Annotated in this window: 21 protein-coding genes, 1 rRNA gene and 1 riboswitch; of the genes, 8 read left to right on the forward strand and 14 right to left on the reverse strand. The window is 71.6% G+C overall.

The annotated features are described in order from the left end of the window. Positions 1-57 precede the first annotated feature (57 nt). A complete protein-coding gene (locus tag ACF08B_RS35925) occupies positions 58-453 on the forward strand; it encodes a molybdopterin-binding protein (protein ID WP_392321236.1) in 396 nt (131 codons plus the stop codon). Between the two features lie 28 nt (positions 454-481). Here ACF08B_RS35925 and ACF08B_RS35930 read toward each other — a convergent pair whose 3' ends face one another. Then, entirely contained in the window at positions 482-2,092 is a 1,611-nt protein-coding gene (locus tag ACF08B_RS35930) for a helix-turn-helix domain-containing protein (protein ID WP_392321237.1), read from the reverse strand. 212 nt (positions 2,093-2,304) lie between these two features. On the opposite strand from ACF08B_RS35930, the gene ACF08B_RS35935 reads away from it, so the two are divergent. Next, positions 2,305-3,129, forward strand: a complete 825-nt coding sequence (locus tag ACF08B_RS35935; RefSeq protein WP_392321238.1) for an FAD binding domain-containing protein — start codon at positions 2,305-2,307, stop codon at positions 3,127-3,129. Continuing rightward, on the forward strand, positions 3,126-5,894 hold the full coding sequence (locus ACF08B_RS35940; protein ID WP_392321239.1) for a molybdopterin-dependent oxidoreductase: 2,769 nt from the start codon (positions 3,126-3,128) through the stop codon (positions 5,892-5,894). The genes ACF08B_RS35935 and ACF08B_RS35940 overlap by 4 nt, the downstream gene beginning before the upstream one ends. On the opposite strand, the gene ACF08B_RS35945 is transcribed toward ACF08B_RS35940, so the two are convergent. Continuing rightward, positions 5,779-6,297, reverse strand: coding sequence for a molybdopterin-dependent oxidoreductase (locus ACF08B_RS35945; RefSeq protein ID WP_392321240.1), 519 nt, complete (start codon positions 6,295-6,297; stop codon positions 5,779-5,781). The genes ACF08B_RS35940 and ACF08B_RS35945 overlap by 116 nt on opposite strands. Positions 6,298-6,530: 233 nt before the next feature. Between ACF08B_RS35945 and modA the strand changes: the two genes are divergently transcribed. The 4 genes from modA to ACF08B_RS35965 are packed head-to-tail and all read left to right on the forward strand — an operon-like array spanning position 6,531 to position 9,790. Continuing rightward, the gene (gene modA / locus ACF08B_RS35950) at positions 6,531-7,331 is read left to right on the forward strand and encodes a molybdate ABC transporter substrate-binding protein (RefSeq protein WP_392321254.1); all 801 of its coding nucleotides are present in this window, start codon (positions 6,531-6,533) and stop codon (positions 7,329-7,331) included. Continuing rightward, on the forward strand, positions 7,328-8,188 hold the full coding sequence (locus ACF08B_RS35955; RefSeq protein ID WP_093479298.1) for an ABC transporter permease: 861 nt from the start codon (positions 7,328-7,330) through the stop codon (positions 8,186-8,188). Before modA ends, ACF08B_RS35955 begins: the two co-directional genes overlap by 4 nt. Further along, positions 8,185-9,342 (forward strand): ABC transporter ATP-binding protein, encoded by a 1,158-nt coding sequence (locus ACF08B_RS35960; protein WP_392321241.1) that lies wholly within the window; start codon positions 8,185-8,187, stop codon positions 9,340-9,342. Before ACF08B_RS35955 ends, ACF08B_RS35960 begins: the two co-directional genes overlap by 4 nt. A gap of 28 nt (positions 9,343-9,370) precedes the next feature. After that, the gene (locus tag ACF08B_RS35965; protein WP_392321242.1) at positions 9,371-9,790 is read left to right on the forward strand and encodes a molybdopterin-binding protein; all 420 of its coding nucleotides are present in this window, start codon (positions 9,371-9,373) and stop codon (positions 9,788-9,790) included. A 53-nt stretch (positions 9,791-9,843) separates the two neighbouring features. Here the strand turns inward: ACF08B_RS35965 and gcvP are convergent, their stop codons facing one another. Continuing rightward, a complete protein-coding gene (gene gcvP, locus ACF08B_RS35970; RefSeq protein ID WP_392321243.1) occupies positions 9,844-12,729 on the reverse strand; it encodes an aminomethyl-transferring glycine dehydrogenase in 2,886 nt (961 codons plus the stop codon). Between the two features lie 174 nt (positions 12,730-12,903). Next, positions 12,904-12,999, reverse strand: a riboswitch (glycine riboswitch). Between the two features lie 119 nt (positions 13,000-13,118). On the opposite strand from gcvP, the gene ACF08B_RS35975 reads away from it, so the two are divergent. Further along, positions 13,119-13,490, forward strand: a complete 372-nt coding sequence (locus ACF08B_RS35975; RefSeq protein WP_392321244.1) for a PRC-barrel domain-containing protein — start codon at positions 13,119-13,121, stop codon at positions 13,488-13,490. Between the two features lie 175 nt (positions 13,491-13,665). On the opposite strand, the gene ACF08B_RS35980 is transcribed toward ACF08B_RS35975, so the two are convergent. The 11 genes from ACF08B_RS35980 to rrf form a co-directional block, all read right to left on the reverse strand. Next, entirely contained in the window at positions 13,666-15,168 is a 1,503-nt protein-coding gene (locus tag ACF08B_RS35980; protein WP_392321245.1) for a DNA polymerase IV, read from the reverse strand. Between the two features lie 68 nt (positions 15,169-15,236). Beyond that, the gene (locus tag ACF08B_RS35985) at positions 15,237-15,920 is read right to left on the reverse strand and encodes a MerR family transcriptional regulator (RefSeq protein WP_392321246.1); all 684 of its coding nucleotides are present in this window, start codon (positions 15,918-15,920) and stop codon (positions 15,237-15,239) included. 258 nt (positions 15,921-16,178) lie between these two features. Continuing rightward, positions 16,179-16,652 (reverse strand): bifunctional nuclease family protein, encoded by a 474-nt coding sequence (locus ACF08B_RS35990; protein ID WP_026253112.1) that lies wholly within the window; start codon positions 16,650-16,652, stop codon positions 16,179-16,181. 84 nt (positions 16,653-16,736) lie between these two features. Beyond that, entirely contained in the window at positions 16,737-17,474 is a 738-nt protein-coding gene (locus ACF08B_RS35995; protein ID WP_392321247.1) for a MerR family transcriptional regulator, read from the reverse strand. A 44-nt stretch (positions 17,475-17,518) separates the two neighbouring features. Continuing rightward, positions 17,519-18,349 carry an FHA domain-containing protein gene (locus tag ACF08B_RS36000; RefSeq protein ID WP_218137930.1) on the reverse strand — a complete coding sequence of 277 codons (831 nt, stop codon included), beginning with the start codon at positions 18,347-18,349 and terminating at the stop codon, positions 17,519-17,521. 190 nt (positions 18,350-18,539) lie between these two features. Further along, entirely contained in the window at positions 18,540-19,478 is a 939-nt protein-coding gene (locus ACF08B_RS36005) for a DUF881 domain-containing protein (RefSeq protein ID WP_392321248.1), read from the reverse strand. A gap of 5 nt (positions 19,479-19,483) precedes the next feature. Continuing rightward, positions 19,484-19,816, reverse strand: a complete 333-nt coding sequence (locus ACF08B_RS36010; RefSeq protein WP_003988855.1) for a small basic family protein — start codon at positions 19,814-19,816, stop codon at positions 19,484-19,486. Continuing rightward, positions 19,813-20,730 carry a DUF881 domain-containing protein gene (locus tag ACF08B_RS36015; RefSeq protein WP_392321249.1) on the reverse strand — a complete coding sequence of 306 codons (918 nt, stop codon included), beginning with the start codon at positions 20,728-20,730 and terminating at the stop codon, positions 19,813-19,815. The genes ACF08B_RS36010 and ACF08B_RS36015 overlap by 4 nt, the downstream gene beginning before the upstream one ends. Before the next feature lie 173 nt (positions 20,731-20,903). Further along, complete coding sequence (locus ACF08B_RS36020; RefSeq protein WP_123438583.1) at positions 20,904-23,399, reverse strand: mannose-1-phosphate guanyltransferase; 2,496 nt, start codon at positions 23,397-23,399, stop codon at positions 20,904-20,906. Positions 23,400-23,513: 114 nt separating this feature from the next. After that, a complete protein-coding gene (locus ACF08B_RS36025) occupies positions 23,514-24,122 on the reverse strand; it encodes a CDP-alcohol phosphatidyltransferase family protein (protein WP_392321250.1) in 609 nt (202 codons plus the stop codon). Between the two features lie 109 nt (positions 24,123-24,231). After that, positions 24,232-24,326, reverse strand: a 5S ribosomal RNA gene (gene rrf / locus ACF08B_RS36030); the annotation flags it as partial.

Here is a 24,326-nt window from a genome sequence, read left to right on the forward strand (position 1 = left end):
CCCCGACGGCCAACCCCAGGTCCGCGATGCCCGCCGCCTGGCCCTATCGTGACCGGCATGCAGTCCTACACGATCGGCCAGGCGGCGCGGCTGCTCGGCGTGAGCCCGGACACCGCCCGCCGCTGGGCCGACGCGGGCAGGGTGGCCACCCATCGCGACGAAGCCGGACGCCGACTCATCGACGGCCAGGACCTCGCCGCGTTCTCGGTCGAACTGGCCGGGACGGGCGGCGGCGAGGACGACGCCTCCTACACCTCGGTCCGCAACGCCTTCCCCGGGATCGTCACCGCCATCAAGCTCGGCGACGTCGCCGCCCAGGTGGAGATCCAGGCGGGCCCGCACCGGCTGGTGTCGCTGCTGACCCGGGAGGCGGTGGAGGAGCTGGGCCTGGAGGTCGGCATGGAGGCCACCGCGCGCGTGAAGTCCACCAACGTGCACATCGACCGCGTCTGACCCACCGGGCGCCGCTGGTCGAAGCCCCTCACCGGCACAGCAGCGCCGCCCACAGGTCGAGCCGGTCGGCCAGCCGGGACAGGTCGCGCCCGGTCAGCCGCTCGATGCGCTCGACCCGATAGTGCACCGTGTTGACGTGCAGGTGCAGGGCCTGTGCGGTCCGCGCCCAGGATCCGTCGCAGGCGAGGAAGGTCTCCAGCGTGTCGAGCAGCGCGGCGATCGGCGGCCGGCCGGTGTCCAGCAGCGGGCCGAGGACCTTGGCGCTGAAGGCCCTGCGCACCTCGGCCGGTACCCCGGCGAGCAGGCCGTCGAGACTGGTCAGCGAGGTCGCGTCGATGAGTTGTGACGTGCCCTGCGCGCCCTTCCGGGCCGCGGAGAGGGCGTAGCGGGCCTGTGCCAGCGCGCCGGTCAGGCCTTCGGGACCGGCCACGGGCGCCACGGTGCCACCGTGCAGCACGGCGTCCGGCACGCATCCCCCGACGAGTTGCCACACGTCGCCCAGCCGGCCGGCCGGTGACCCGGCCAGCACCGCGAAGGCGCTCCCGTCCGGCAGTCGCCCCACGGCCGCCGCCTCCTCCTGGGGACCGCCGGCGGGAGCGGCGTCCGCCCCCGGGTCCCCCGCCCGGGCGTCCGCCGTCCGGTCCGCGACCGGTGCCGTCACGTGCCCGGCCACCTCCGCCAGCGCGCCCTCGGCGAACAGTTGCTCCGCGATCAGCGATTCGGCCGCCCCCGGCCGGCGCGGCCCCGCGTCGGCCACGAGGACCCGGTACGGCCCCGACTCCGGCAGCCCGCAGCGGCGCAGCGCGGCCTCGACGGTCCCGTCCCCCGGCGCGTCGTGGGCGGCGAGCAGGGCACCGAGCTCGTCCGCCGCCCGGTGTCCCGGCGACGGCCGGCGCACGGCGGTCTCCTGGCAGCGGCTCAGGGCGGTGGCGACCTCGTGCAGCATGCGCGGCGGCGCGCCGTCGGCGTCGGGCAGGTACAGCAGCCAGCGCTGGTACGGGGGGACGCCGCCGGACTCGACGGAGACGGTCACCCCGGTCCCGTCCGCGGCGAGCGCCACCGCCTGTGCCGCCGGTACGGCCGGGGCGCCCGCGGTGGCCGCGACGGTCCGCCCCGACGGCGTGAAGACGTAGGCGGCGGTCCCCCCGAGGTGCGCGAAGGCGGCGGCGAGGACGGCGTCCGGTCCGGCCTGCTGGGCGAGCAGCCGGCTCAGCCGCACCCGGGCGTTCTCGGGCAGCGCGTGGTGCCGGCTCAGCTCGCCCCACTGGCGCAGGTACACGGTGTCCGTGATGGCCCGGAACATGATGTGCGCCGGGACGCCGGCCACCGGCAGCCGGTGGCGCGCGCAGGCCTCGACCAGGTCGTCCGGCACGTCGCCGTGAGTCTCCTCGCCCGCGAGGAGCGCGGCGGCTCCCGCGTCCCTGAGTGCCGAGACGAACCGCTCCGCCTTGCCGGGGGCGCCGTCCGGGGACCACCACACCAGTCCGCTGAGCACGACCTCCCCCGGCCGTACGAACCGGGCCGGGTCCTCCAGGTCCGTGACCGTCACTCCGCTGATCTCGCGCCTCAGCAGCGCGTCCTCCGCCCACAGCAGGCGCAGGCCGAGGGAGGCGTCCCCCAGGAGGTGTTCGACGTGCATGTGCTGGCTCCTCGTACGGCCGCCGGACGGCGAAAGCACCGTCCGGACTCTCGCATCCACCAGGTGAATGCGTGGTGGAGAATCGTAAATGCAAGGCTGGTGCGCGCGGAACGCCTCCTGGTGGATCCTCCAGTCACGGCGCCCGGGCCGCCGTGGTTTCCGTGGCCCGAACCAGTCGTGCGGGCCGGTGCCCGGTTGGTTCACTTCCGGCCATGGACCTGAACACGGTGGCCGAGATACGAGATGCCAGGCGGTCCGCCCCCTGGCGGCCGGGCGACGCCTGGCTCGGCGGCGGGACGTACCTGTTCTCCGAGCCGCAGCCGCGTCTGCGCCGGCTGGTGGACCTGAGCCGCATGGGCTGGACCCCCGTGGACCGCCGCCCGGACGGCTCGCTGGAGGTCGCCGCCACCTGCACCATCGCCCAGTTGTCCCGGTACGCGAGGACGTCGCTCGCCCCCGCGGCACCCCTGTTCGAGCAGTGCTGCCGGGCCTTCCTCGCCTCGTTCAAGATCTGGAACATGGCCACGGTCGGCGGCAACCTGTGCAACGCCCTGCCGGCCGGACCGATGATCTCCCTGACGGCCGCCCTCGACGGCACCTGTCTGCTCGTCGCCCAGGACGGCTCACGACGCCGGGTCCGGGTCGCCGACTTCGTGACCGGGGCCGGCCGCAAGGACCTGGCCGAGGGTGAACTGCTGCGTTCGGTCACCCTGCCCGACCGGGCCCTGGCCTGCCGTACGGCGTTCCGTCAGGCGTCGCTGTACGTCCTGGGACGTTCGGCCGTTCTCGTCATCGGCACCCTCGATCCCGTCGACCACTCGGTGGCGGTCACCGTGACCGCCGCCACCGTCCGCCCGGTCCGGCTCTGGTTCGCGCTGCCGCCGGACGCCGGGACGCTCCGGGCGGCGATCGAGGCCGCCGTGGCCGACGGCGAGTGGTTCGACGACATTCACGGGCTGCCCGCGTGGCGGCGCCACATGACCTTCCGGCTGGCCGAGGAGATCCGCCGGGAACTGGCCGAGGAGGAGCGGCGATGAGGATCGGCGTCAACGGGCGGTCCTTCGACGAGGAACCGCGCCCCGGCCAGTGCCTGCGGACCTACCTGCGCGAACGCGGCTGGTTCGGGGTGAAGAAGGGCTGCGACGCCGGCGACTGCGGCGCCTGCACGGTCCACGTCGACGGCGAGCCCGTGCACAGCTGCCTCTACCCGGCCTTCCGCGCCGACGGCCGCGAGGTCACCACCGTCGAGGGCCTGGCGGCACCCGACGGCGAACTCCACCCCGTCCAGCGCAGGTTCCTCGACGCGCAGGGCTTCCAGTGCGGCTTCTGCACGGCCGGCTTCCTGATGACCACCGCCGCCCTCCGCCCGGACCAACTCGCCGATCTGCCCAGGGCGTTCAAGGGCAACCTGTGCCGTTGCACCGGCTACCGGGCCATCGAGGACGCCGTGCGCGGGGTGAAGAACGTGGAGGAGCCGGCACCCGGCGAGACCGTCGGCCGCAGCCTGCCCGCCCCGGCCGGACCCCAGGTCGTCACCGGCACCGCCCGCTACACCTTCGACGTCGACGTGCCCGGGCTGCTGCACATGAAGCTGCTGCGCTCCCCGCACGCCCACGCCCGCATCCTCGCCGTGGACACCTCCGCCGCCCTGCGCGTCCCCGGCGTGCACGCGGTCCTCACCCACCGGGACGCCCCGGAGCGGCACTTCTCCACCGCCCGGCACGAGCGCCCGGAGGAGGACCCGGACGACACCCGCGTCCTCGACGACACCGTGCGCTACATCGGCCAGCGTGTCGCGGCCGTCGTCGCCGACAGCGAGGCCGCCGCCGAGGAGGGCTGCCGCCGCGTCGAGGTGTCGTACGAGGTGCTGCCCGCCGTCCTGGACCCGGAGGAGGCCATGCGGCCGGGGGCGCCGGTCGTGCACGACAAGGACGCGGCGACCGCCCGGATCGCCCGCCCGGAATCCAACGTGGTCGGCGAGGCGCACGGCGAGATCGGCGACGTGGACACCGGCTTCGCCGAGGCGGACGTGGTGTACGAGGAGACGTACCGCACCCAGCGGGTGCAGCACGCCAGCCTGGAGACGCACGGCGCGGTCGCCTGGATCGACGAGGACGGCAGGCTCACGGTCCGCACCAGCTCCCAGACCCCGTTCCTCACCCGCCGCGCCCTGTGCGCCCTGTACGACCTGCCCCCGGAGCGGGTCCGGGTGGTCGCGGGCCGCGTCGGCGGCGGTTTCGGCGGCAAGCAGGAGATGCTGGTCGAGGACGTCGTCGCGCTCGCCGTACTGACGCTGCGCCGCCCGGTGAAGCTGGAGTACACCCGCGCCGAGCAGTTCCACGGCGCCACCACCCGGCACCCCTTCACCATCCGGGTGCGGGCCGGAGCCCGCCGCGACGGCACCCTCACCGCCCTGCGGCTGCGCGTCGTCGCGAACACGGGCGCGTACGGCAACCACGGTCCGGCCGTGATGTTCCACAGCGTCGGCGAGTCCATGGCGGTCTACCGCGCCGCGCACAAGAAGGTCGACGCCTACTCGGTCTACACGCACACCGTCCCGGCGGGCGCCTTCCGCGGCTACGGTCTCGGCCAGGTGCTGTTCGCCGTCGAGTCCGCCCTGGACGAACTCGCCCGCCGGCTGGACCTGGACCCGCTGGAGTTCAAGGCGCGCAACATCATCGGCCCGGACGAGCCGATGCTCACCCCCGGCGGCCACGAGGAGGACCTGCACATCGCGAGCTACGGCCTCGACCGGTGCCTGTCCATAGTGCGCCGGGCCCAGGCGGAGCCCGCGGCCCCCGCACCGGAGGGCTGGCTGGTCGGCGAGGGCGCGGCCCTGGCGATGATCGCGACCGGACCGCCCGGCGGTCACCTCGCCGACGCCAGGGCGGCCCTGCTGCCGGACGGCGGATTCGACCTGGCCGTCGGCACCGCCGAGTTCGGCAACGGCACCACCACCGTGCACCAGCAGATCGCCGCCGGTGAACTCGCCACCACTGTCGACCGGATCACCATCCGCCAGTCGGACACGGATGTCGTACGGCACGACACCGGCGCGTTCGCCTCCACCGGCACGGTGGTGGCGGGCAAGGCGACACTGCGTGCCTCCCGGGCCCTCGCCGACCAGTTGCTGGACTTCGCCGCCGCCCACCTGGGCGTCCCGCGCGCCGGCTGCCGGCTCGCCGAGGAGGCGGTGCTGCACCCCGGGGGACGGCTTCTGCTGAAGGAGATGTACGCCGCCTCCCGCGCGGTCGGCCTGGAACTGGCCGCCGACGGGCACTTCGGCGGCACCCCGCGCTCGGTCGCCTTCAACGCGCACTGGTTCCGGGTCGCGGTCGACCCCGGCAGCGGCGAGATCCGCGTCCTGCGCAGCGTGCACGCCGCCGACGCGGGCAAGGTGATGAACCCGATGCAGTGCCGGGGTCAGGTCGAGGGCGGGGTCGCCCAGGCGCTCGGCGCCACGCTCTTCGAACAGGTACGGCTGGACGAGCGGGGCGCCGTCGACACCGCAGCCTTCCGCCGCTACCGGCTCCCCCAGTACGCCGACGTGCCGCGCACCGAGGTGCACTTCATGGAGACGTCCGACGCGATCGGGCCGCTGGGCGCCAAGTCGATGAGCGAGAGCCCGTTCAACCCGGTCGCCCCCGCCCTCGCCAACGCCCTGCGGGACGCGACGGGCGTACGGTTCACGGAGCTGCCGCTGACGCGTGACCGGGTGTGGCTGGCGCTGGACGCCGCAGAGCCGCCCCGCGCGGTCCGTCCGGCTCGAAGCGGTACCCGCCGTCCACCCGGATCGCGGTGATCCCGCTGATGTGCCGGGCTCCGCACCGGTCCTGCGGCAGGACCAGCTGAGGCCCCGCGGCGTCCAGCGGGGTGTCGTCGACGCAGACCGCCAGCAGTACGGGCGCGTCGGCGAAGTCCGGGTCGATCTCGGCCCAGGACAGCACCGCGTGGTGGCCGTCGGTGCCGGTGACCGCGATGAGGAACCGCAGCCTGTCCTTGCGCCGCCCCGGATCGAACCCCGGGCCGGCGTCGGGGAGTACGTCGTACAGGCGCGGCCCGGCGAACCGGTGGTGCTGGATGCCACTGGTCGCGCACTCGAAGCTGACCTCCGCACGGTGCTGCGGCCAGCGCAGCAGCTGCGGCACGGTCAGCCGGGCGGGTCGTACCAGATCGCCGGTCAGGGCGAGTTCCGCGAGCGTCACCGTCGACCACCTCCCGCAGCACCGTACCCGCCCGGGAGTGCCGTACAAACGCACATGCAAGCTACGAACGGTGAGTATGCAGCTCATGCGATGCGACAGGAGACTTACTCCTGGCAGATGCGGCAGTATCATCGGCGCGCGGCCGATCGTCCGGCCGGCAGGGCGCGACAGTTGATCCACAGAACCCGAGGAGTAGATCCGTGAAGACCCGTTCCGTGCGCCGGACCCGCCGGATGCTGCAGCTGGCCGGTGCGGGAGCCGCCGCCCTGATGGCACTCAGCGCCTGCTCCTCCTCGTCCGACTCCGACAACGCCACCGACGCCTCCGGGAAGTCGGACACGTCGGCCTCGCCGAAGCTCTCCGGCACGGTCACCGTGTTCGCGGCGGCCTCCCTGAAGGAGAGCTTCACGACGCTGGGCAAGGAGTTCGAGAAGCAGCACCCGGGCACCAAGGTCAGCTTCAACTTCGGCGGCAGCGACGCGCTCGCCGCGAGCATCACCAGCGGCGCCCCGGCGGACGTCTTCGCCGCCGCGAGCCCCAAGACCATGGCGATCGTGACGGATAAGAAGGACGCGGTCGGCACTCCGGCCACCTTCGTCCGCAACCAGCTGGAGATCGCCACCGTGCCGGGCAACCCGCACAAGGTGGCCTCCCTGAAGGACCTCACCAAGTCCGGTCTCAAGGTCGTCCTGTGCGACAAGACGGTGCCGTGCGGCGCCGCCGCGCAGAAGGCCCTCGACGCCAGCAACCTCAAGCTCACCCCGGTCTCCTACGAGCAGGACGTCAAGGGCGCCCTGAACAAGGTGCAGCTGAAGGAGGCCGACGCGGCCGTCGTCTACAAGACCGACGTGAAGGCCTCGGGTGGCAAGGTGGAGGGCGTGGAGTTCCCCGAGTCGGCCAAGGCCATCAACGACTACCCGATCGCCCTGCTGAAGAACGCCGAGCACGCGCAGACCGCCAAGGCGTTCATCGCCCTCGTGCAGTCCGCCGAGGGCCAGCAGGTGCTGAGCGAGGCCGGGTTCCTCAAGCCGTGACCTCGCTGCACGAACCCGGCGCCGCGGCCGGCCCCCGCACGGGCCGGCCGCGGCGCCGCCGCGCCGGCACGGGGGGCCGGCGCGGGGTGCCCCTGCCACTGCTCCTGCCGGGTGTGCTCGCTCTGGTGTTCCTGCTGCTGCCGCTGCTCGCGCTGCTGCTGCGGGCGCCCTGGCGCAGCCTGCCGGAACAGCTGACCAGCCCCGAGGTGTGGCAGGCGCTGCAGCTGTCCCTGATCACCGCCACCGCCGCCACCGCGGTGAGTCTCGTCCTGGGCGTGCCGCTGGCCTGGCTGCTGGCCCGCACCGAGTTCCCCGGCCGCGGTCTCGTGCGCGCCCTGGTGACGCTCCCCCTGGTCCTGCCTCCCGTGGTCGGCGGTGTGGCCCTGCTCCTGGCCCTCGGCCGCAACGGTGTCGTCGGCCAGTGGCTGGACGCCTGGTTCGGGATCACGCTGCCCTTCACCACCGCGGGCGTGGTGATCGCGGAGGCGTTCGTCGCGATGCCGTTCCTGGTCATCAGCGTCGAGGGCACGCTGCGCGCGGCCGACCCGCGCTACGAGGAGGCGGCAACCACGCTCGGCGCGTCCCGGTTCACCGCGTTCCGCCGGGTCACGCTGCCGCTGATCGCCCCCGGTGTCGCGGCGGGCTCCGTGCTGGCCTGGGCACGCGCCCTCGGCGAGTTCGGCGCCACGATCACCTTCGCCGGCAACTTCCCCGGCCGCACCCAGACCATGCCCCTGGCGGTCTACCTCGCCCTGCAGAACGACCCGGAGGCCGCCATCGCCCTGAGCCTGGTCCTGCTGACCGTGTCCATCGCGGTACTGGCCGGCCTGCGGGACCGTTGGATGACGACATCATGAGCAATCCGTTCTCCAAGACAGCGGGCGACGCCGAGCCCACCGGAGGGCGGGACGCGGCACCCGTACGGGAACCCTCCGTGGCCGCCGCCCCGCCGCAGGAGCCGCCCGCACGTAGTGCCGGTCTGGACGCCCACCTCGTCGTCGACCGCTCCGCCTTCCGCCTGGACGTGGCCCTGACGGCCGTCCCCGGGGAGGTCGTCGCCCTCCTCGGCCCCAACGGCGCGGGCAAGACCACGGCCCTGCGCGCCCTCGCCGGCCTCGTCCCGCTCACCGGCGGACACCTGCGCCTGGACGGCACGGCCCTGGAGCGCACGCCCCCGGAGGACCGTCCGGTCGGCGTCGTCTTCCAGGACTACCTGCTCTTCCCGCACCTGTCCGCGCTGGACAACGTGGCCTTCGGCCCCCGCTGCCAGGGCGTGAGCAGGGCGGAGGCGCGCGCGCAGGCCGCCGCGTGGCTGGCGCGCATGGGGCTCGCCGACCACGCCGCCGCCAAGCCCCGCCGGCTCTCCGGAGGCCAGGCCCAGCGCGTGGCGGTCGCCCGCGCCCTGGCCACCCGCCCCCGGCTGCTGCTGCTGGACGAGCCGCTGGCCGCACTGGACGCCCGCACCCGCCTGGAGGTCCGCGCCCAGCTCCGCCGCCACCTGGCCGAGTTCGAGGCGGTCGCCGTGCTGGTCACCCACGACCCGCTGGACGCCATGGTGCTCGCGGACCGGCTGGTGGTCGTCGAGCACGGCCGGGTCGTCCAGCAGGGCACCCCCTCCGACATCGCCCGTCATCCGCGCACGGACTACATCGCCCAGCTCGTCGGCCTCAACCTCTACCGGGGACGGGCCGACCGGCACACGGTACGGCTCGACGCCGGGCCCTCGATCACCACCACGGAGGACCTGTCCGGGCCGGTGTTCGTGGCGTTCCCGCCCTCCGCCGTGACCCTGTTCCGCGACCGGCCCACGGGCGCGAGCGCACGGAACCTGTGGCGCTGCGAGGTCACCGGTCTGGAGACCCACGGCGACCAGATCCGCGCCGACCTCTCCGGTGAGCTGCCCCTGGCCGCGGACCTCACCACGGTCGCCGCCGCCGAACTCGACCTCCATCCGGGTGCACCGGTCTGGGCGACGGTCAAGGCGACGCAGACGCACGCATACCCGGCCTGAAAGCCCTCCCCCACTACGGTGAGGGCCCATGACTCTGAGCATCCGCAATCAGCTTCCCGGCACCGTCACCGAAGTGCGGCCGGGTGAGGTCATGGCGACCGTGAAAGTCCGGCTGGCCGGCGGGCAGAACCTCACGGCGGCCATCACGCTGGAGGCCGTCGAGGAGCTCGGCCTCGCCCCGGGCTCCGAGGTGCGCGCCCTGGTGAAGTCGACCGAGGTCGCCCTCTCCACCAGCCGCACCGAGGGCCTGTCGATCCGCAACCAGGTCCCGGGTACGGTCACCCAGCTCCTGCTCGGCGAGGTCATGGCCACCGTGAAGGTCTCCATGGCCGGGGGCGAACTCACCGCCGCGATCACCAAGGACGCGGCCGGCGACCTCGGGCTCTTCGTGGGCTCCGACGTCATCGCCCTGATCAAGTCCACCGAGGTCGCGCTGGCGACGGCGTAGGAAGCCCGAAGGCCCCGCCCGGAATCCGGGCGGGGCCTTCACCGTCGGTTCGCTCAGTCCTCGTAGGCGTCCAGCGGGGGGCAGGAGCACACCAGGTTGCGGTCGCCGAAGGCCTGGTCGATACGGCGCACCGGCGGCCAGTACTTGTCCGCGGCCGAGACGCCGGCCGGGAAGACGGCATCCTCGCGGCTGTAGGCGTGCGTCCACTCACCGCCGAGCGCGGCAGCGGTGTGCGGGGCGTTGACCAGCGGGTTGTCCTCCGCCGGCCATGCGCCGGCGCCGACCTTCTCGATCTCCGCGCGGATGGCGATCATCGCGTCGCAGAAACGGTCCAGCTCGATGAGGTCCTCCGACTCGGTCGGCTCGATCATCAGCGTGCCGGCCACCGGGAAGGACATCGTCGGCGCGTGGAAGCCGTAGTCGATCAGGCGCTTCGCCACGTCGTCCACGCTGACGCCGGTCGCCTTGGTCAGCGGGCGCAGGTCGATGATGCACTCGTGCGCGACCAGGTTGCCCGGACCGGTGTAGAGAACCGGGAAGTGCGGCTCGAGGCGCTTGGCGACGTAGTTGGCCGAGAGCACGGCGACCTGGGTGGCGCGCTTGAGGCCCTCGCCGCCCATCAGGCGGACGTACGCCCACGAGATGGGGAGGATGCCCGCGCTGCCCCACGGCGCCGCCGAGATCGGGCCGACGCCCGTCTCGGGGCCTGCCGCCGGCTGGAGCGGGTGGTTCGGCAGGTACGGCGCCAGGTGCTCGCGGACCGCGACCGGGCCGACGCCGGGGCCGCCGCCACCGTGGGGGATGCAGAAGGTCTTGTGCAGGTTCAGGTGGGAGACGTCACCGCCGAAGTGGCCCGGCTTGGCGAGGCCGACCAGCGCGTTGAGGTTGGCGCCGTCGACGTAGACCTGACCGCCGGCCTCGTGCACCTGCGCGCAGATGTCGGCGACGTGCTCCTCGAACACACCGTGCGTCGACGGGTAGGTGATCATCAGCACGGACAGCTCGTCACGGTGCTTCTCGATCTTGGCGCGCAGGTCCTCGACGTCGATCTCGCCGTCGTCGGCGGTCTTGACGACGACGACCTTCATGCCGGCCATCACGGCGCTCGCCGCGTTGGTGCCGTGCGCGGAGGACGGGATGAGGCAGATGGTGCGCTGCTCGTCACCGTTGGCCCGGTGGTAGCCGCGGACGGCCAGCAGACCGGCCAGCTCGCCCTGCGAACCGGCGTTCGGCTGGAGCGAGACCTTGTCGTAGCCGGTGACCTCGGCGAGACGATCCTCCAGCTCGCGGATGAGCGTGAGGTAGCCCTCGGCCTGCTCGGCGGGCACGAAGGGGTGCAGCTGGCCGAACTCGGGCCAGGTGACCGGCTCCATCTCGGTGGTCGCGTTGAGCTTCATGGTGCAGGAGCCCAGCGGGATCATGCCGCGGTCGAGCGCGTAGTCGCGGTCGGCGAGCTTGCGCAGGTAGCGCAGCATCGCGGTCTCGGAGCGGTGCTCGTGGAAGACCGGGTGGGTCAGGTAGTCGTCGGTGCGCAGCCGCGCCTCGGGCAGGGTGTCCTCGGCCGTCGCGTCCAGCGCCTCGATGTCGGCGTCCACACCGAAGGCGGACCAGACGGCGGCGAGCTGCGCGCGGTTGGTGGTCTCGTCGCAGGCGACGGAGACGTGGTCGGCGTCGACCGCGCGCACGTTGACCCCGTTGTCCCGGGCGGCGGCGACGACCTCGGCGGCCCTGCCGGGGACGCGCGCGGTGAGCGTGTCGAAGTACGCGCCGTGGACGATCTCGATCCCGCCGGCGCGCAGGCCCGCGGCGAGGAGGGAGGCGTAGCGGTGGGTGCGGCGGGCGATGGTCCGCAGTCCCTCGGGGCCGTGGTAGACGGCGTACATGCCGGCCATCACCGCGAGCAGGACCTGCGCGGTGCAGATGTTGCTGGTGGCCTTCTCACGGCGGATGTGCTGCTCACGCGTCTGGAGCGCGAGGCGGTAGGCCTTGTGGCCGTCGGCGTCGACGGAGACACCGACGAGGCGGCCGGGCAGGCTGCGCGCGAACTTCTCGTGGACGGCCATGTAGCCGGCGTGCGGACCGCCGAAGCCCATCGGCACGCCGAAGCGCTGGGTGGTGCCGACGGCGATGTCCGCGCCGAGCTCGCCCGGCGAGGTCAGCAGGGTCAGGGCCAGCAGGTCGGCGGCGACGGTGACGAGGGCGCCCAGCTCGTGCGCCCGGTCGATGACCGGCTTGAGGTCGCGTACGGCTCCGGAGGCGCCCGGGTACTGGAGCAGAACGCCGTTGATCTCACGGGCGGCGATGTCGGCCGGGATGCCGTCGCTGAGGTCGGCGACGACGACCTCGACACCGGTCGGCTCGGCACGGGTCTCGATCACGGCGATCGTCTGCGGCAGCGCGTCCGCGTCGATCAGGAAGAGGCCCTTCTTGTTCTTGCCCATGCGCCGGGACAGCGACATCGCCTCGGCGGCGGCGGTGCCCTCGTCCAGCAGGGAGGCGCCGGAGGTGGGCAGGCCGGTCAGCTCGGCGACCATCGTCTGGAAGTTCAGCAGGGCCTCCAGACGGCCCTGGGAGATCTCCGGCTGGTACGGCGTGTAGGCGGTGTACCAGGCCGGGTTCTCCATGACGTTGCGCAGGATGACCGGCGGGGTGAAGGTGCCGTAGTAACCGAGCCCGATCATGGAGCCGAGGACCTGGTTGCGGTCGGCGAGCGAGCGCAGCTCGGCGAGCACCTCGGCCTCGGTGCGGGCACCCGGCAGGTCCAGCGCGTCGGCGTTCTTGATCACGTCCGGGACCGCGGCGGCGGTCAGGTCGTCGAGGGAGCCGTAGCCGACGTGCGCGAGCATCTTGGCCCGCGCCTCGTGGTCGGGGCCGATGTGGCGCTGCTCGAAGGGAATGCCGGCTTCGAGCTCGGCGAGCGGGGTGCGATGGGCGGTCATTGCGGAGGCCTCCTGGTCTGACGCGACCTTCGAGGGGCACCCCGGTACGGATACCCCGACGGCCTCCCCCTCTGTCATCTCAACCTGAGAGCTTCACCGGACGTCCGTGGACGCCGGCTTTCACCGTCGGTGAGGGCGGACGCCGTCGACATCCGCCCTGCTTTCCAGAGTGACCTCGTCCGTGCGGTACGTGGGCCTGAGAGATTCCGGGGAGGATTTGCTCCTTCGGCGCCTCCGACGGTGGTCGGAGGACTCTCCCGCACGGGGTCAGCAGCCGCTGTCAGCCTACCAGCGAGGTCAACGCCCGGGGCTTCGAGTGGCCGCCTCCTTGAATGTGCTCTTTTGTAGTGCTTACGGATGAGTTGCGACCACGTGGAGGGAGAGGGACCGTGCTGACCGACATCGATCCGCGCAACCTGATCGGCCGCAAGGCGTTCGACCGCAATGGCACCAAGATCGGCACCATCGACGAGGTGTACCTCGACGACGCCACCGGCGTGCCCGAGTGGGCGGCCATACGCACCGGCCTGTTCTCCCGGGACGCCTTCGTCCCCCTGGAGCCCAGCGAACTGATCGAGGGGGTCCTCCGGGTCCCCTTCGAGCGCGCGCTCATCAAGGACGCCCCCGACTTCGGCGTCGGCCGCCATCTCTCCCCCGAGCAGGAACTCCAGCTCTACCACCACTACGGCCTCGACGTGGCCCCGCCCCACGCGTTCCCCGATCACGACTTCGGCAAGCTGGCAGGCTCGGAAGAACCCTGACCCCGGCACCCTCCCTCTCCCACCCACCCATCCGAAAGCGTCCACGGCACCCCGCGCGCCGGGCTCCGCACGTCCTCGGCCGCCCGTCCGCGAACGCTCGGCTCCGTCGCGGGCGGTCCACCGGCAGGCGGCACCCTCGCGGTACGCGCGCCGGGGCCCGGGGCGGAACCGTGCGTCAGCCGTTGCCCGGCACGGCGACCTGGCCGTCCGCCGTCTCCCCCGGAGTCGCCCGTCCACCGGCGGTCGGCGCGGCGGCTTCTGCCGCGGTCCGGGGCGGAGCCTCGTGGGGAGCACCGCTCGGCGGGGTGGGACGGATGGGCGAGCGGGCCGGGCCCGGGTCCAGGACCAGCGGCAGCGGCTCACCCACCTCGAGCGCGGGATCCCCGACCGAGAACGTCCGCACCCGCCCGGGAGGGGACTGCGGAGTCTCGAACCGAACGGTGACCCGCCCCAGCCCGCTGCCCTGCACCCAACCGGGCCCGTACTCCGCGTGCCGCACGTCCTGACCCGCGCGCCAGTGCCGCTCGGGGGGCTCCTCCGGCACCGGCACCACCTCGGCCACGGCGTCCACCGGCGGCGCCTGCACCGCCCCCGAGGACTGCGGCTGCGCCGCCTGCGCGAACAGGTCCTCCTGGGTGTAGTCCGCTAGCCCCGTCACCCCCACACCGAGCAACCGCACCCCGCCCGTCGTGTCCACCGCCTCCAGCAGCCGCGCGGCCGCCTCCCGGATCACCGCCTGATCGTCCGTCGGCCCCCGCAGCGTCTCGGAACGGGTGAGCGTCGAGAAGTCGTACCGCCGCACCTTGAGCACGATGGTCCGCCCCGACAGCCCGGCACCGCGCAGCCGCCCCACACAGCGGTCGGCCAGCCGCTGCACCTCGAGGGCCACCCGCAGCCGGTCGTGGATGTCCACGTCGTAGGTGTCCTCGACCGACACCGACTTGGCCTCCCGCTCGGCCACCACGGGCCGATCGTCGTGCGCCAGGGCCATCGCGTACAGCGCGTGCCCGTGCGCCTTGCCGAGCAGCCGGACCAGCTCGTCCTCCCCCGCCTCGGCCAGCTCCTCGACCGTGGTGATCCCGGCTCTGCGCAGATGGTCCCCTGTGGCCGGCCCGACCCCCGGAAGCGTCCGGACCGTCATCGGCGCCAGCAGTGCCCGCTCGGTCCCCGGCTCGATGAGCACAAGGCCGTCCGGCTTGGCCTGCTCGGAGGCGATCTTCGCGAGCATCTTGGAGGCGGCGAGCCCCACCGACCCGGTGAGCCCGGTGACCGCCCGGATGTCCGCGCGCAGCTTCACCCCGGCCAGCCGCGCCGACTCCTCGTCCCAGGCCGTCCCCCCGGCCTCCAGATCCACGAACGCCTCGTCCAGGCTGAGCGGCTCCACCAGCGGCGACAGCTCCCTCAGCAGCGCCATCACCTGCTCGCTGATCGACCGGTACACGGTGAAGCGCGGCACCAGATAGGCGGCGTTGGGGGCCCTCCGGCGCGCCTGCGCCATCGGCATCGCCGAGTTGACCCCGAACACCCGGGCCTCGTACGACGCGGTCGCCACCACCCCGCGCGGTCCGAGCCCGCCCACGACGACCGCCTTCCCGCGCAGGCTCGGCTTGGACGCCTGCTCCACCGAGGCGAAGAAGGCATCCATGTCGAGATGCAGGATCGTGGGCGCGTTTCTCACATCTCCGATGCTGCACCACGGCACTGACAATGCGGGTGCGCCCCGGGCGCACCCACCCGGCGAGGAGGTCAGACCGCGCGGTTGCGGCGCCGCGCCAGCTCGTCCGCGGGGTTGTGACCGACGAGGGTCTCGCCCGTGTCGACGCGCTCACCGTGCAGCTGGGAGAGCGCGCTTTCCACGTCCCGCCACACCACGCCCACCGCGATCCCGAAGACGCCCTGACCGCCCTGGAGCAGGGCATGGACCTCGTCCGGCGAGGTGCACTCGTACACGGTCGCCCCGTCGCTCATCAGCGTCATCCGCTCCAGGTCGCGGAAACCGCGTTCCCGCAGGTGCTGGACGGCCGTGCGGATGTTCTGCAGCGAGACACCCGTGTCGAGGAACCGCTTGACGATCTTCAGGACGACGACGTCCCGGAAGCTGTACAGACGCTGGGTGCCCGACCCGTACGCGGGCCGCACACTCGGCTCGACGAGGCCGGTACGGGCCCAGTAGTCGAGCTGCCGGTAGGTGATGCCGGCGGCCGCGCAGGCCGTGGGCCCGCGGTAGCCGATCTCCTCGGACGTCATGGACGCCGCCCCTCCGCCGTTCGGCACCGCCGTCGGTCGCTGCGGAGCGTTGTCGACCGCGCTGCCGGAATGGGGATGACCCCTGTTCGAACGCAGCTGAGAGCTCGGGGAAGGGTACGGACCGCTCTCCCCCAGACCGTGTCCGGGGGCACCCCCAGCCGTACCGTCGCCGCTCGTTCTCACGCCGACCTCCGTCCTTGACCTGCCTTCTCGACGGTAGGCAGTCACCAGGGGTGCGTCAACGATCGCCACACTCGGCACGCCGAGTGATAATCACCCTAGGAGTGGTTTTCCGTGCCCCACCGCGGGGAAAGGCTAGCCGAATGCGCTCGCGCCGGGCCGTAGGACGCTCTCAATGGCCGGTGGCATTTGCCGCGCTCCAGGGCGCACACGCCAGGTGGCCGGCCCTCGTTCCGCCGAGCCGGCCGCCGCGTCCGCCGCTCACTGGCTGCTGGTGCCGAAGTCCTCGGGCGAGATCTGGTCGAGGAACTCGCGGAACTTCTCCACCTCGTCCTCCTGCTCGTCCGGAATGGCGATACCCGCGTCGTCCAGCACCGTGTCACTGCCGTAGATCGGCGTCCCGGTGCGCAGGGCCAGCGCTATGGCATCGGAAGGACGGGCACTGACCTCGACGCCGCTGGCGAAGACCAGCTCCGCGTAGAAGACGCCTTCCCGCAGATCGGTGATGCGCACCTCGGTCAGCTCCTGGCCGACGGCCTCCAGCACGTCCTTGAACAGATCGTGGGTCAGCGGTCGCGCGGGCGCCATGCCCTGCTGGGCGAAAGCGATCGCCGTCGCCTCCCCCGGTCCGATCCAGATGGGGAGGTAACGGTCGCCCCCCACTTCGCGCAGGAGCACGATCGGTTGGTTGGAGGGCATTTCGACCCGGACACCTACGACATCGAGCTCGTTCACACAGCAACCCTAGGCCGTGCCCGGGATGTTTGGGTAGTCGGGCCGGGAACAGGTGGCCGATCCGGCCGCCCCCGGCACTCAGCCTCAGGGCAGCCGCACACCGAGGGCGGTATGCACCAGAGCCGCGTGCAGCCGCACCGCGAGCGCCGCCAGCTCCTTCGTGCGGGCTTCGGCATGTGCCCTGGTCTGCGGATTGCGGTGCCGCCTGAGCGGAGCCACCACCTGGTCGACGAGGCCGGCCTCCCGGTCGGCGGCGGCCTTCATCACCCGGAGGTGGCGCGGTTCGATGCCGAACCGGCCCAGCGCGGCGACGAGCGCGGCCACGGTGACGGCCTCGGCCTCGTACGCCCCGTCCGCCAGCGGAGCGAGGAGCCCGTAGGACTCCCACTCCTTCAGCTCGCCCTCGTCGATGTCAGCCGCCGCGAGCAGCTCGGCCCGGCCGACCCGGGCCACCGTGGGCCCCTCGGTCCGCACGGGCACGTCGTCCCCGGTGCGCTGCCGCCCCACCAGGGGCAGCGGGACGGCCTCGCCTCGCTCCATCGCGTCGAGGTGCTCGCGGATCACCTTGAGCGGCAGATAGTGGTCCCGCTGCATCCGCAGGACATGGCCGAGGCGCTCGACGTCCCCGGGGCTGAACTTGCGGTACCCCGACGGGGTCCGCTGCGGCTCGACGAGCCCCTCGGCCTCCAGAAAACGGATCTTGGAGATGGTGACCTCGGGGAACTCGTCGTGCAACGCGTTCAGCACCGCGCCGATGCTCATCAGCCCGCTGTCCCTGGCGGCGGTACCGCTTCCGGCACCGCCGCTCGGTGTGTGAAGCATGGACCTTCCCTGGGGTTCCCCCCGGACGCCGGTCCGGGGGCGGGTCAGATGCCCTGCCGGCTCGCGTAGAACACCAGCCGGTACTTGCCGATCTGCACCTCGTCACCGTTCGACAGGGCGACCTGGTCGATCCGCTCCCGGTTGACGTACGTGCCGTTCAGGCTGCCCACGTCGGCCACGGTGAACGAGCCGTCCGGGGAGCGCCGGAACTCCACGTGCCGACGGGAGACCGTCACGTCGTCCAGGAAGATGTCGCTCTGCGGGTGGCGTCCGGCCGTGGTCAGGTCGCTGTCCAGCAGGAAGCGGCTGCCCGAGTTCGGGCCGCGGCGCACCACCAGCAGCGCCGAGCCCAGCGGCAGCGCGTCCACCGCGGCCTGCGCCTCGGGCGACAGCATCGGCAGCGGGGTCTGGCCGGTCGCCTCCGCCTCGTAGGCCTCGATACCCGAGATCGAGATCGTGGACGTCGTCTCGGAGGCGCGCTCGGGCGCCACACCGGGACGCAGCGGCGCACCGCAGTTGGAGCAGAAGCGAGCGTTCTCCGCGTTGCGGTTACCGCACCTCGTACACACCAGGGCCGACATCGACGGATCCTCCTGCCGCGGCTGCCCACCCGGGGCGTTGGACGCGTACGGACCGGAGGCAAACCCTCCACCCGCACCTGAGGTTGACGGTTGCCCGAAACCTATGCCGCCGGACTGGGCAGGGTCAACAGACGCCGCGCCCTGACCACCCGAAATGTCACCGCCCGGACCAGCGACCTGGTCACGGAACAGCGGACGCTGTCCTTCCTGGTCAGGCTGGGCGCGATGGCGAGCGGTCGCGTTGTCGCTGCCCTCTCGCGCGCTCTTGCCGAACAACTTCGCAAACAACTTCACGGGCGATTCCCCTTGACCGAAACAGACCCGCCCGTGGGGCAGGACGAACCCTGATTGCCTACACCGGCCGAGCCGGACATCTTCACAACGTCCGTAACCACCAGACAGTTTCCACCACGCGCCACCTCTTCGGTGCGCCGACCCCCCGCAACCTCATGCCCCTGCCTGACGTCCCCCATGCACCACCGGTTCACTGGGAGGACGACCGAGCGTAGTCAGGCCGCTTCACGTGCCGCAAGGCGTCCACGACGATCTTGTCGGACCGTTCGACGATCACCGTGGCCTGCTCCTTCTCCAGGGTCTGCACCACGCCTCCGGGAATGTTCAGCGCCGGCTCCAGGTCCTGCGGCTTGCCGATGACCTTGAAACGATAGGGGGCGTTGATCTTGTTCCCGTCGACGCTCACCGAATCACCGGAGTCCGTGAGGTAGGTGTTGGCGACCACTCGCACTCCGTTGACCTCGATCGCCTCGGCACCGGCCGCGCGCAACTCCTGGATCGCGTCGAGCAGCATGTCCGCCTGGACCGCCCCCTTCGTGTCCTCGATCGTCATGGTGATGCCGGGACCTTGCGCCGCCACGGTGCCCGCGAGAATGCCGAGTTGTCTCTCCTTCTCGGCGGTCTGCTTGCGCGCCTCCGCGGCCTGGTCGGAGCTGCTCTGCAACTCCTGACTCTGCTTCTCCAGTCCCTGCTTCTCGTCCTGAAGACGCTGAGTACGCGAATCAAGTTCATCGAGGATGCGAACAAGATCTTCCTGCCGCGCCCCGCGCAGCGCGCTGTCGCTGTCGCTGTTCGACGCCACCTGCACGGCGAGGCCGAAACCGAGGCCGAACAGCAGCACGGCGACGATGAGTTGGGCGCGGGTGACACGCGGCGGCCACAATCCCTCGGCCAGCCGCTGCCGGCCGGTCACCGGCTCCTCGGGCCGCTCCCCCGGCGTCTGCCCGGCACCGGGCGCCGGGGCGGGGACCTCGGCGGGCAGCTCCCTGCGCAGACCGTTCTCCGGCCGCGGCTCCCGGCCGCCGCGGCCGTCAGCGGCGTCCGGACGCTCCGGGCCGTTCCGCTCGGGGCCGCTCTCCGGGTTCTGGTTCTGTTCGTCCTGGCCGTTCCGGCCGGTCTCGTCGCTCATCGCCCTCACGCCCGGAACACGTGCCGCCGGATCGCCGCGGCGTTGGAGAAGATACGGATACCGAGGACCACGACGACGCCCGTGGACAGCTGGGCGCCCACGCCCAACTTGTCGCCCAGGAAGACGATCAGGGCGGCCACGACCACGTTCGACAGGAACGACACGACGAAGACCTTGTCGTCGAAGATCCCGTCGAGCATGGCCCGCAGACCACCGAAGACGGCGTCCAGCGCCGCGACGACGGCGATCGGCAGGTAAGGCTCGACGACCGCCGGAACCTCGGGCCGGACCAACAGGCCGGCCACGACTCCCACGACGAGGCCCAGTACGGCGATCACGATGTGCCCTTCTCAGTTGTGTCGGCGTGCGGCTGTGCGGTTCGTACGATCACACTCGGTGCGGCGGGCAGACGGATGTCGCCCTCCGTGGAGATGGTGGCGCGGACGCCGTAGTTCTCCCTCAGGGCGTGCAGATACAGCCCGTCGGGGCTGTCCTGGAACCGGGTGCCGAGCTTTTGACCGTCCCCCACTGCGAGCACCGTGTACGGCGGCACCAGCGGCTTGTTGTCGACCAGTATCGCGTCACCCGCGGCCCTGATCGCGGACAGGGCGGTCAGCCGCTGGCCATTGATGGAGACGGCCTCGGCCCCCGAGGCCCACAGCCCGTTGACCACGCGCTGCATGTCCCGGTCGCGCACCCGTCCGGTGTCGGAGAAGCCCGAGGTCTCCCGCGGGTTGCTCCCCTCGCCGCCGCCCGCGGCCTCCTTGGCGTCGTTCACGACGAGCCGGACGCCGGGCCCGTGCACCGGTGTGGCGCCCGACAGCAGGCCCACCAGATCCGCCTCGGAGCTGCCGCCGCTCGACCTCAGCGCCGCCCGCTGCCGTGCCCCGACCTCGTCGCGCAGCTTGTCCACGGAGCCCTCGAGCCGGTCAGCGGCCGAGGTCTCGGTGTCGATGCGGTCGATCAGCTCCTGGCGCTCCTTGGCCACCACCGGGGCCGCCACCCGCGCCTGCGCCGCCCCGAGGGTCACGACCAGCGCGGCGAGGACTAGACCGGCCGCCAGGCCCAGCTTCGCGCGGAGGGTCTTCGGCAGCCCGCCCTCGCCCTGCGTCTTCCTCCGGGCCGCGGCCTCGGCATACCCGTCGTCGAGGCTGTGGTCCATGACGTTGGTGATCAACGACATGGAGGCGTCCGGACGCGACGGCCGCGTGGGGCTGCTCCGAACGGGGGGTTGCTGCGGCATGCCGCACATCGTCGCATGTCGCGAGCAGTACCTCCGAATGGCCCCACCGGCGTGCCGGACAGGCCCCCTTGGGGACACTTGTCCGGCACGCGCGCGTGCGGTGGTTTTCGCCCTCCCGGAGCGGGCCGCCGACCGTCAGGAGCCGGCGGCCGCGCTCCGGGAACCGTCCACCGTCACCGGCCTCACCGGCCCGCGCTGTCCACCACGGCCGCCCACTCGTCCAGCAGCGCCTGCGCGGACGCGTCGTCGGGCCCCTCGGCCCACAGATGCGTGACCGCCTCGGCGGGGTCGGGCAGCACCATCACCCAGCGCCCGTCGGTCTCCACGACCCGCACACCATCGGTCGTGTCGACAAAGCGATCCCCGGCCGCCTCGACCACGCGCCGCATCACCAGACCCTTGACGGCCCACGGAGTGGCCAGGTCCCTCTTGTGGACGTGCGCACGCGGGATCCGGGCGTCGATCTGGCTCAGGGTGAGCTGCGTCCGCGCCACCAGCCCGATCAGCCGTACAAAGGCCGCCGTGCCGTCGTAGACGCTGCTGAACTCGGGCACGATGAAGCCGCCCTTGCCGTCACCGCCGAAGATCGTGCCTTCCTCGCCGCCCACGCGCGTGAGGTCGTCGGGCGACGTCGTCGTCCACTCGACCTGGGTGCCGTGGTAGGCGGCCACCTGCTCGGCGATCCGGGTCGTGGTGACCGGCAGCGCGACCCGGCCGCTGCGCCGCTCGGCGGCGACCAGGTCCAGCATCACCAGCAGCGCCCGGTCGTCCTCGATGATCCGGCCCTTCTCGTCCACGAGCGACAGCCGCTCGCCGACAGGGTCGAACCGCACACCGAAGGCGGCACCTGAAGAGGCCACTATCTCGCCGAGCCGTACCAGCCCGCTCCGGCGCATGTCGGCCGTCTCCGTGGGCCTTGACTCGTCGAGACCGGGATTGATGGTCAGCGAGTCCACGCCCAGCTTGCCCAGCAGGCTGGGCAGCACGAGCCCGGCGCTTCCGTTGGAGGCGTCCACGACGACCTTGAGACCCGCTTCCGCGATCCCGGTGGTGTCGACGTTCCGCAGGAGCGACCCGGTGTACGAGTCGAAGACGCTCGCCGGGAAGTACAGGTCACCGATCTCGCCGGGGAACGCACGCCGGTACTCCTGGCGGGCGAACACCCGGTCCAGCTTCCGCTGGCTGCCCTGCGAGAGGTCCGCGCCGTTGCCGTCGAAGAACATGATGTCGACCGAGTCCGGCACACCGGGCGAGGTACGGATCATGATCCCGCCGGCGCTGCCGCGGGCGGTCTGCTGCCGGGCCACCGGCAGCGGCACGTTCTCCAGGTCGCGTACGTCGATGGCGCTGGCCTGCAGCGCGGAGATGACCGCTCTCTTGAGTGCCCGGGCGCCTCGGGAGTGGTCACGCGCGGTGGTGACCGTCGAGCCCTTCTTGAGGGTCGTCGCGTACGCACCGGCGAGCCGCACCGCCAGTTCCGGTGTGATCTCCACGTTCAGGATGCCGGAGACACCTCGGGCACCGAAGAGGTGGGCCTGTCCGCGGGACTCCCAGATGACCGAGGTGTTGACGAAGGCGCCGGCCTCGATGGTCTTGAACGGGTAGACGCGGACGTTGCCCTGAACGATCGATTCTTCACCGATCAGGCACTCGTCACCGATGACCGCGCCGTCCTCGATCCGGGCGGCCCGCATGATGTCGGTGTTCTTGCCGACGACGCAGCCGCGCAGATTGCTGTGCTGTCCGACGTACACGTTGTCGTGCACCACGGCCTTGTGCAGGAAGGCACCGCTCTTCACGACCACGTTCGAGCCGACGACCGTGTGCTCGCGGATCTCCGCGCCGGCCTCGACCTTCGCGTAGTCGCCGATGTAGAGCGGCCCGCGCAGCACGGCGTCGGGATGTACCTCGGCCCCTTCGGCGACCCATACGCCCGGCGAGATCTCGAAGCCGTCGAGGGCGACGTTGACCTTGCCCTCGAGGACGTCCGCCTGTGCCTTCACATAGCTCTCGTGGGTGCCGACGTCCTCCCAGTAGCCCTCGGCGATGTAGCCGTAGATGGGCTTGCCTTCCTTCATCAACTGGGGGAAGACATCGCCGGACCAGTCGACGGGAACGTCGGGGTCGACGTAGTTGAACACCTCGGGCTCCATGACATAGATGCCCGTGTTGACCGTGTCGGAGAAGACCTGACCCCAGGTCGGCTTCTCCAGGAAGCGTTCGACCTTGCCCTCTTCGTCGACGATGGTGATGCCGAACTCCAGCGGGTTGGGCACGCGCGTCAGGCAGACCGTGACGAGCGCGCCCTTCTCCTTGTGGAAATTGATCAGCTCGGTGAGGTCGAAGTCGGTCAGGGCATCGCCGGAAATGACGAGGAAGGCATCGTCCTTCAACGCCTCTTCGGCGTTCTTGACGCTTCCGGCGGTACCGAGTGGCTTCTCCTCATTGGCATATGTGAGCTCCATTCCGAGCTCTTCGCCATCACCGAAGTAGTTCTTGACGAGCGATGCCAGGAACTGCACGGTGACGACGGTCTCGTTGAGCCCGTGCCTTTTGAGCAGCCGAAGCACATGCTCCATGATCGGGCGGTTCGCCACGGGCAGGAGAGGCTTGGGCATGCTCGAGGTCATGGGGCGCAGGCGAGTGCCTTCGCCACCGGCCATCACGACGGCCTTCATGTCGGAAGCGTCCTCCTCCAAGAGATGACGGTCTAGCCGACTTCACCCGTCTTGATTGTCCCGCACATTTCGACCGCGGGCCATCGAGGCGTTACGTTCGGGCAATCGCCGAGCTCAATCGGCCATGGCGTCCGCGCGCACCAAACGGCGGACCTGTACCACGTACAACACTCCTGCCCACCAGTAGAGCGTTGTACCCCATCCGGCGAACGCCCATCCGAAAATGGCAGCGAGTGACGCGATCCAACCAGTGCCGTCGCTGAGGAGCAGCAGCGGGAAGGCGTACATCAGGTTGAACGTGGCGGCCTTCCCGAGGAAGTTCACCTGTGGCGGCGGATAGCCGTGCCGGCGGAGGATGCCCACCATCACCAGGAGAACCAGTTCTCTCGCCAGCAGCAGAGCGGTGACCCAGACCGGCAGGATCTCCCGCCAGGTGAGACCGAGCAGCGTGGAAAGCACGTAGAGCCGGTCGGCGGCCGGATCGAGGAGCCGGCCGAGGCTGCTGATCTGATTCCAGCGGCGGGCGAGCTTGCCGTCCAGATAGTCACTGACCCCGCTGAACGCCAGCACGAGGAGAGCCCAGCCATCGCTCTTGGGGCCGCCGAACTCCGGCCTGAGGATCAACCACAGGAAGACGGGTACGCCGACGAGCCGCGCCATGCTGAGGATGTTGGGGATGGTGAGGACCCGGTCCGTCTGGACACGGGTCTCCTGGACCTCCACCCGGGGGCCTCCTGTGCGAAAAGGATCCGATGATGCCCCCTGACCCTACCTCAACGCAAAAAAGCTCCGGCCCTCGGGCGTATGCCCAAGAGCCGGAGCTGTAAAAGGAGTTCGGCGGCGTCCTACTCTCCCACAGGGTCCCCCCTGCAGTACCATCGGCGCTGTGAGGCTTAGCTTCCGGGTTCGGAATGTAACCGGGCGTTT

It is taken from the genome of Streptomyces sp. NPDC015139 (assembly GCF_043079785.1).
Classification (GTDB): Bacteria; Actinomycetota; Actinomycetes; order Streptomycetales; family Streptomycetaceae; genus Streptomyces; species Streptomyces albidocamelliae.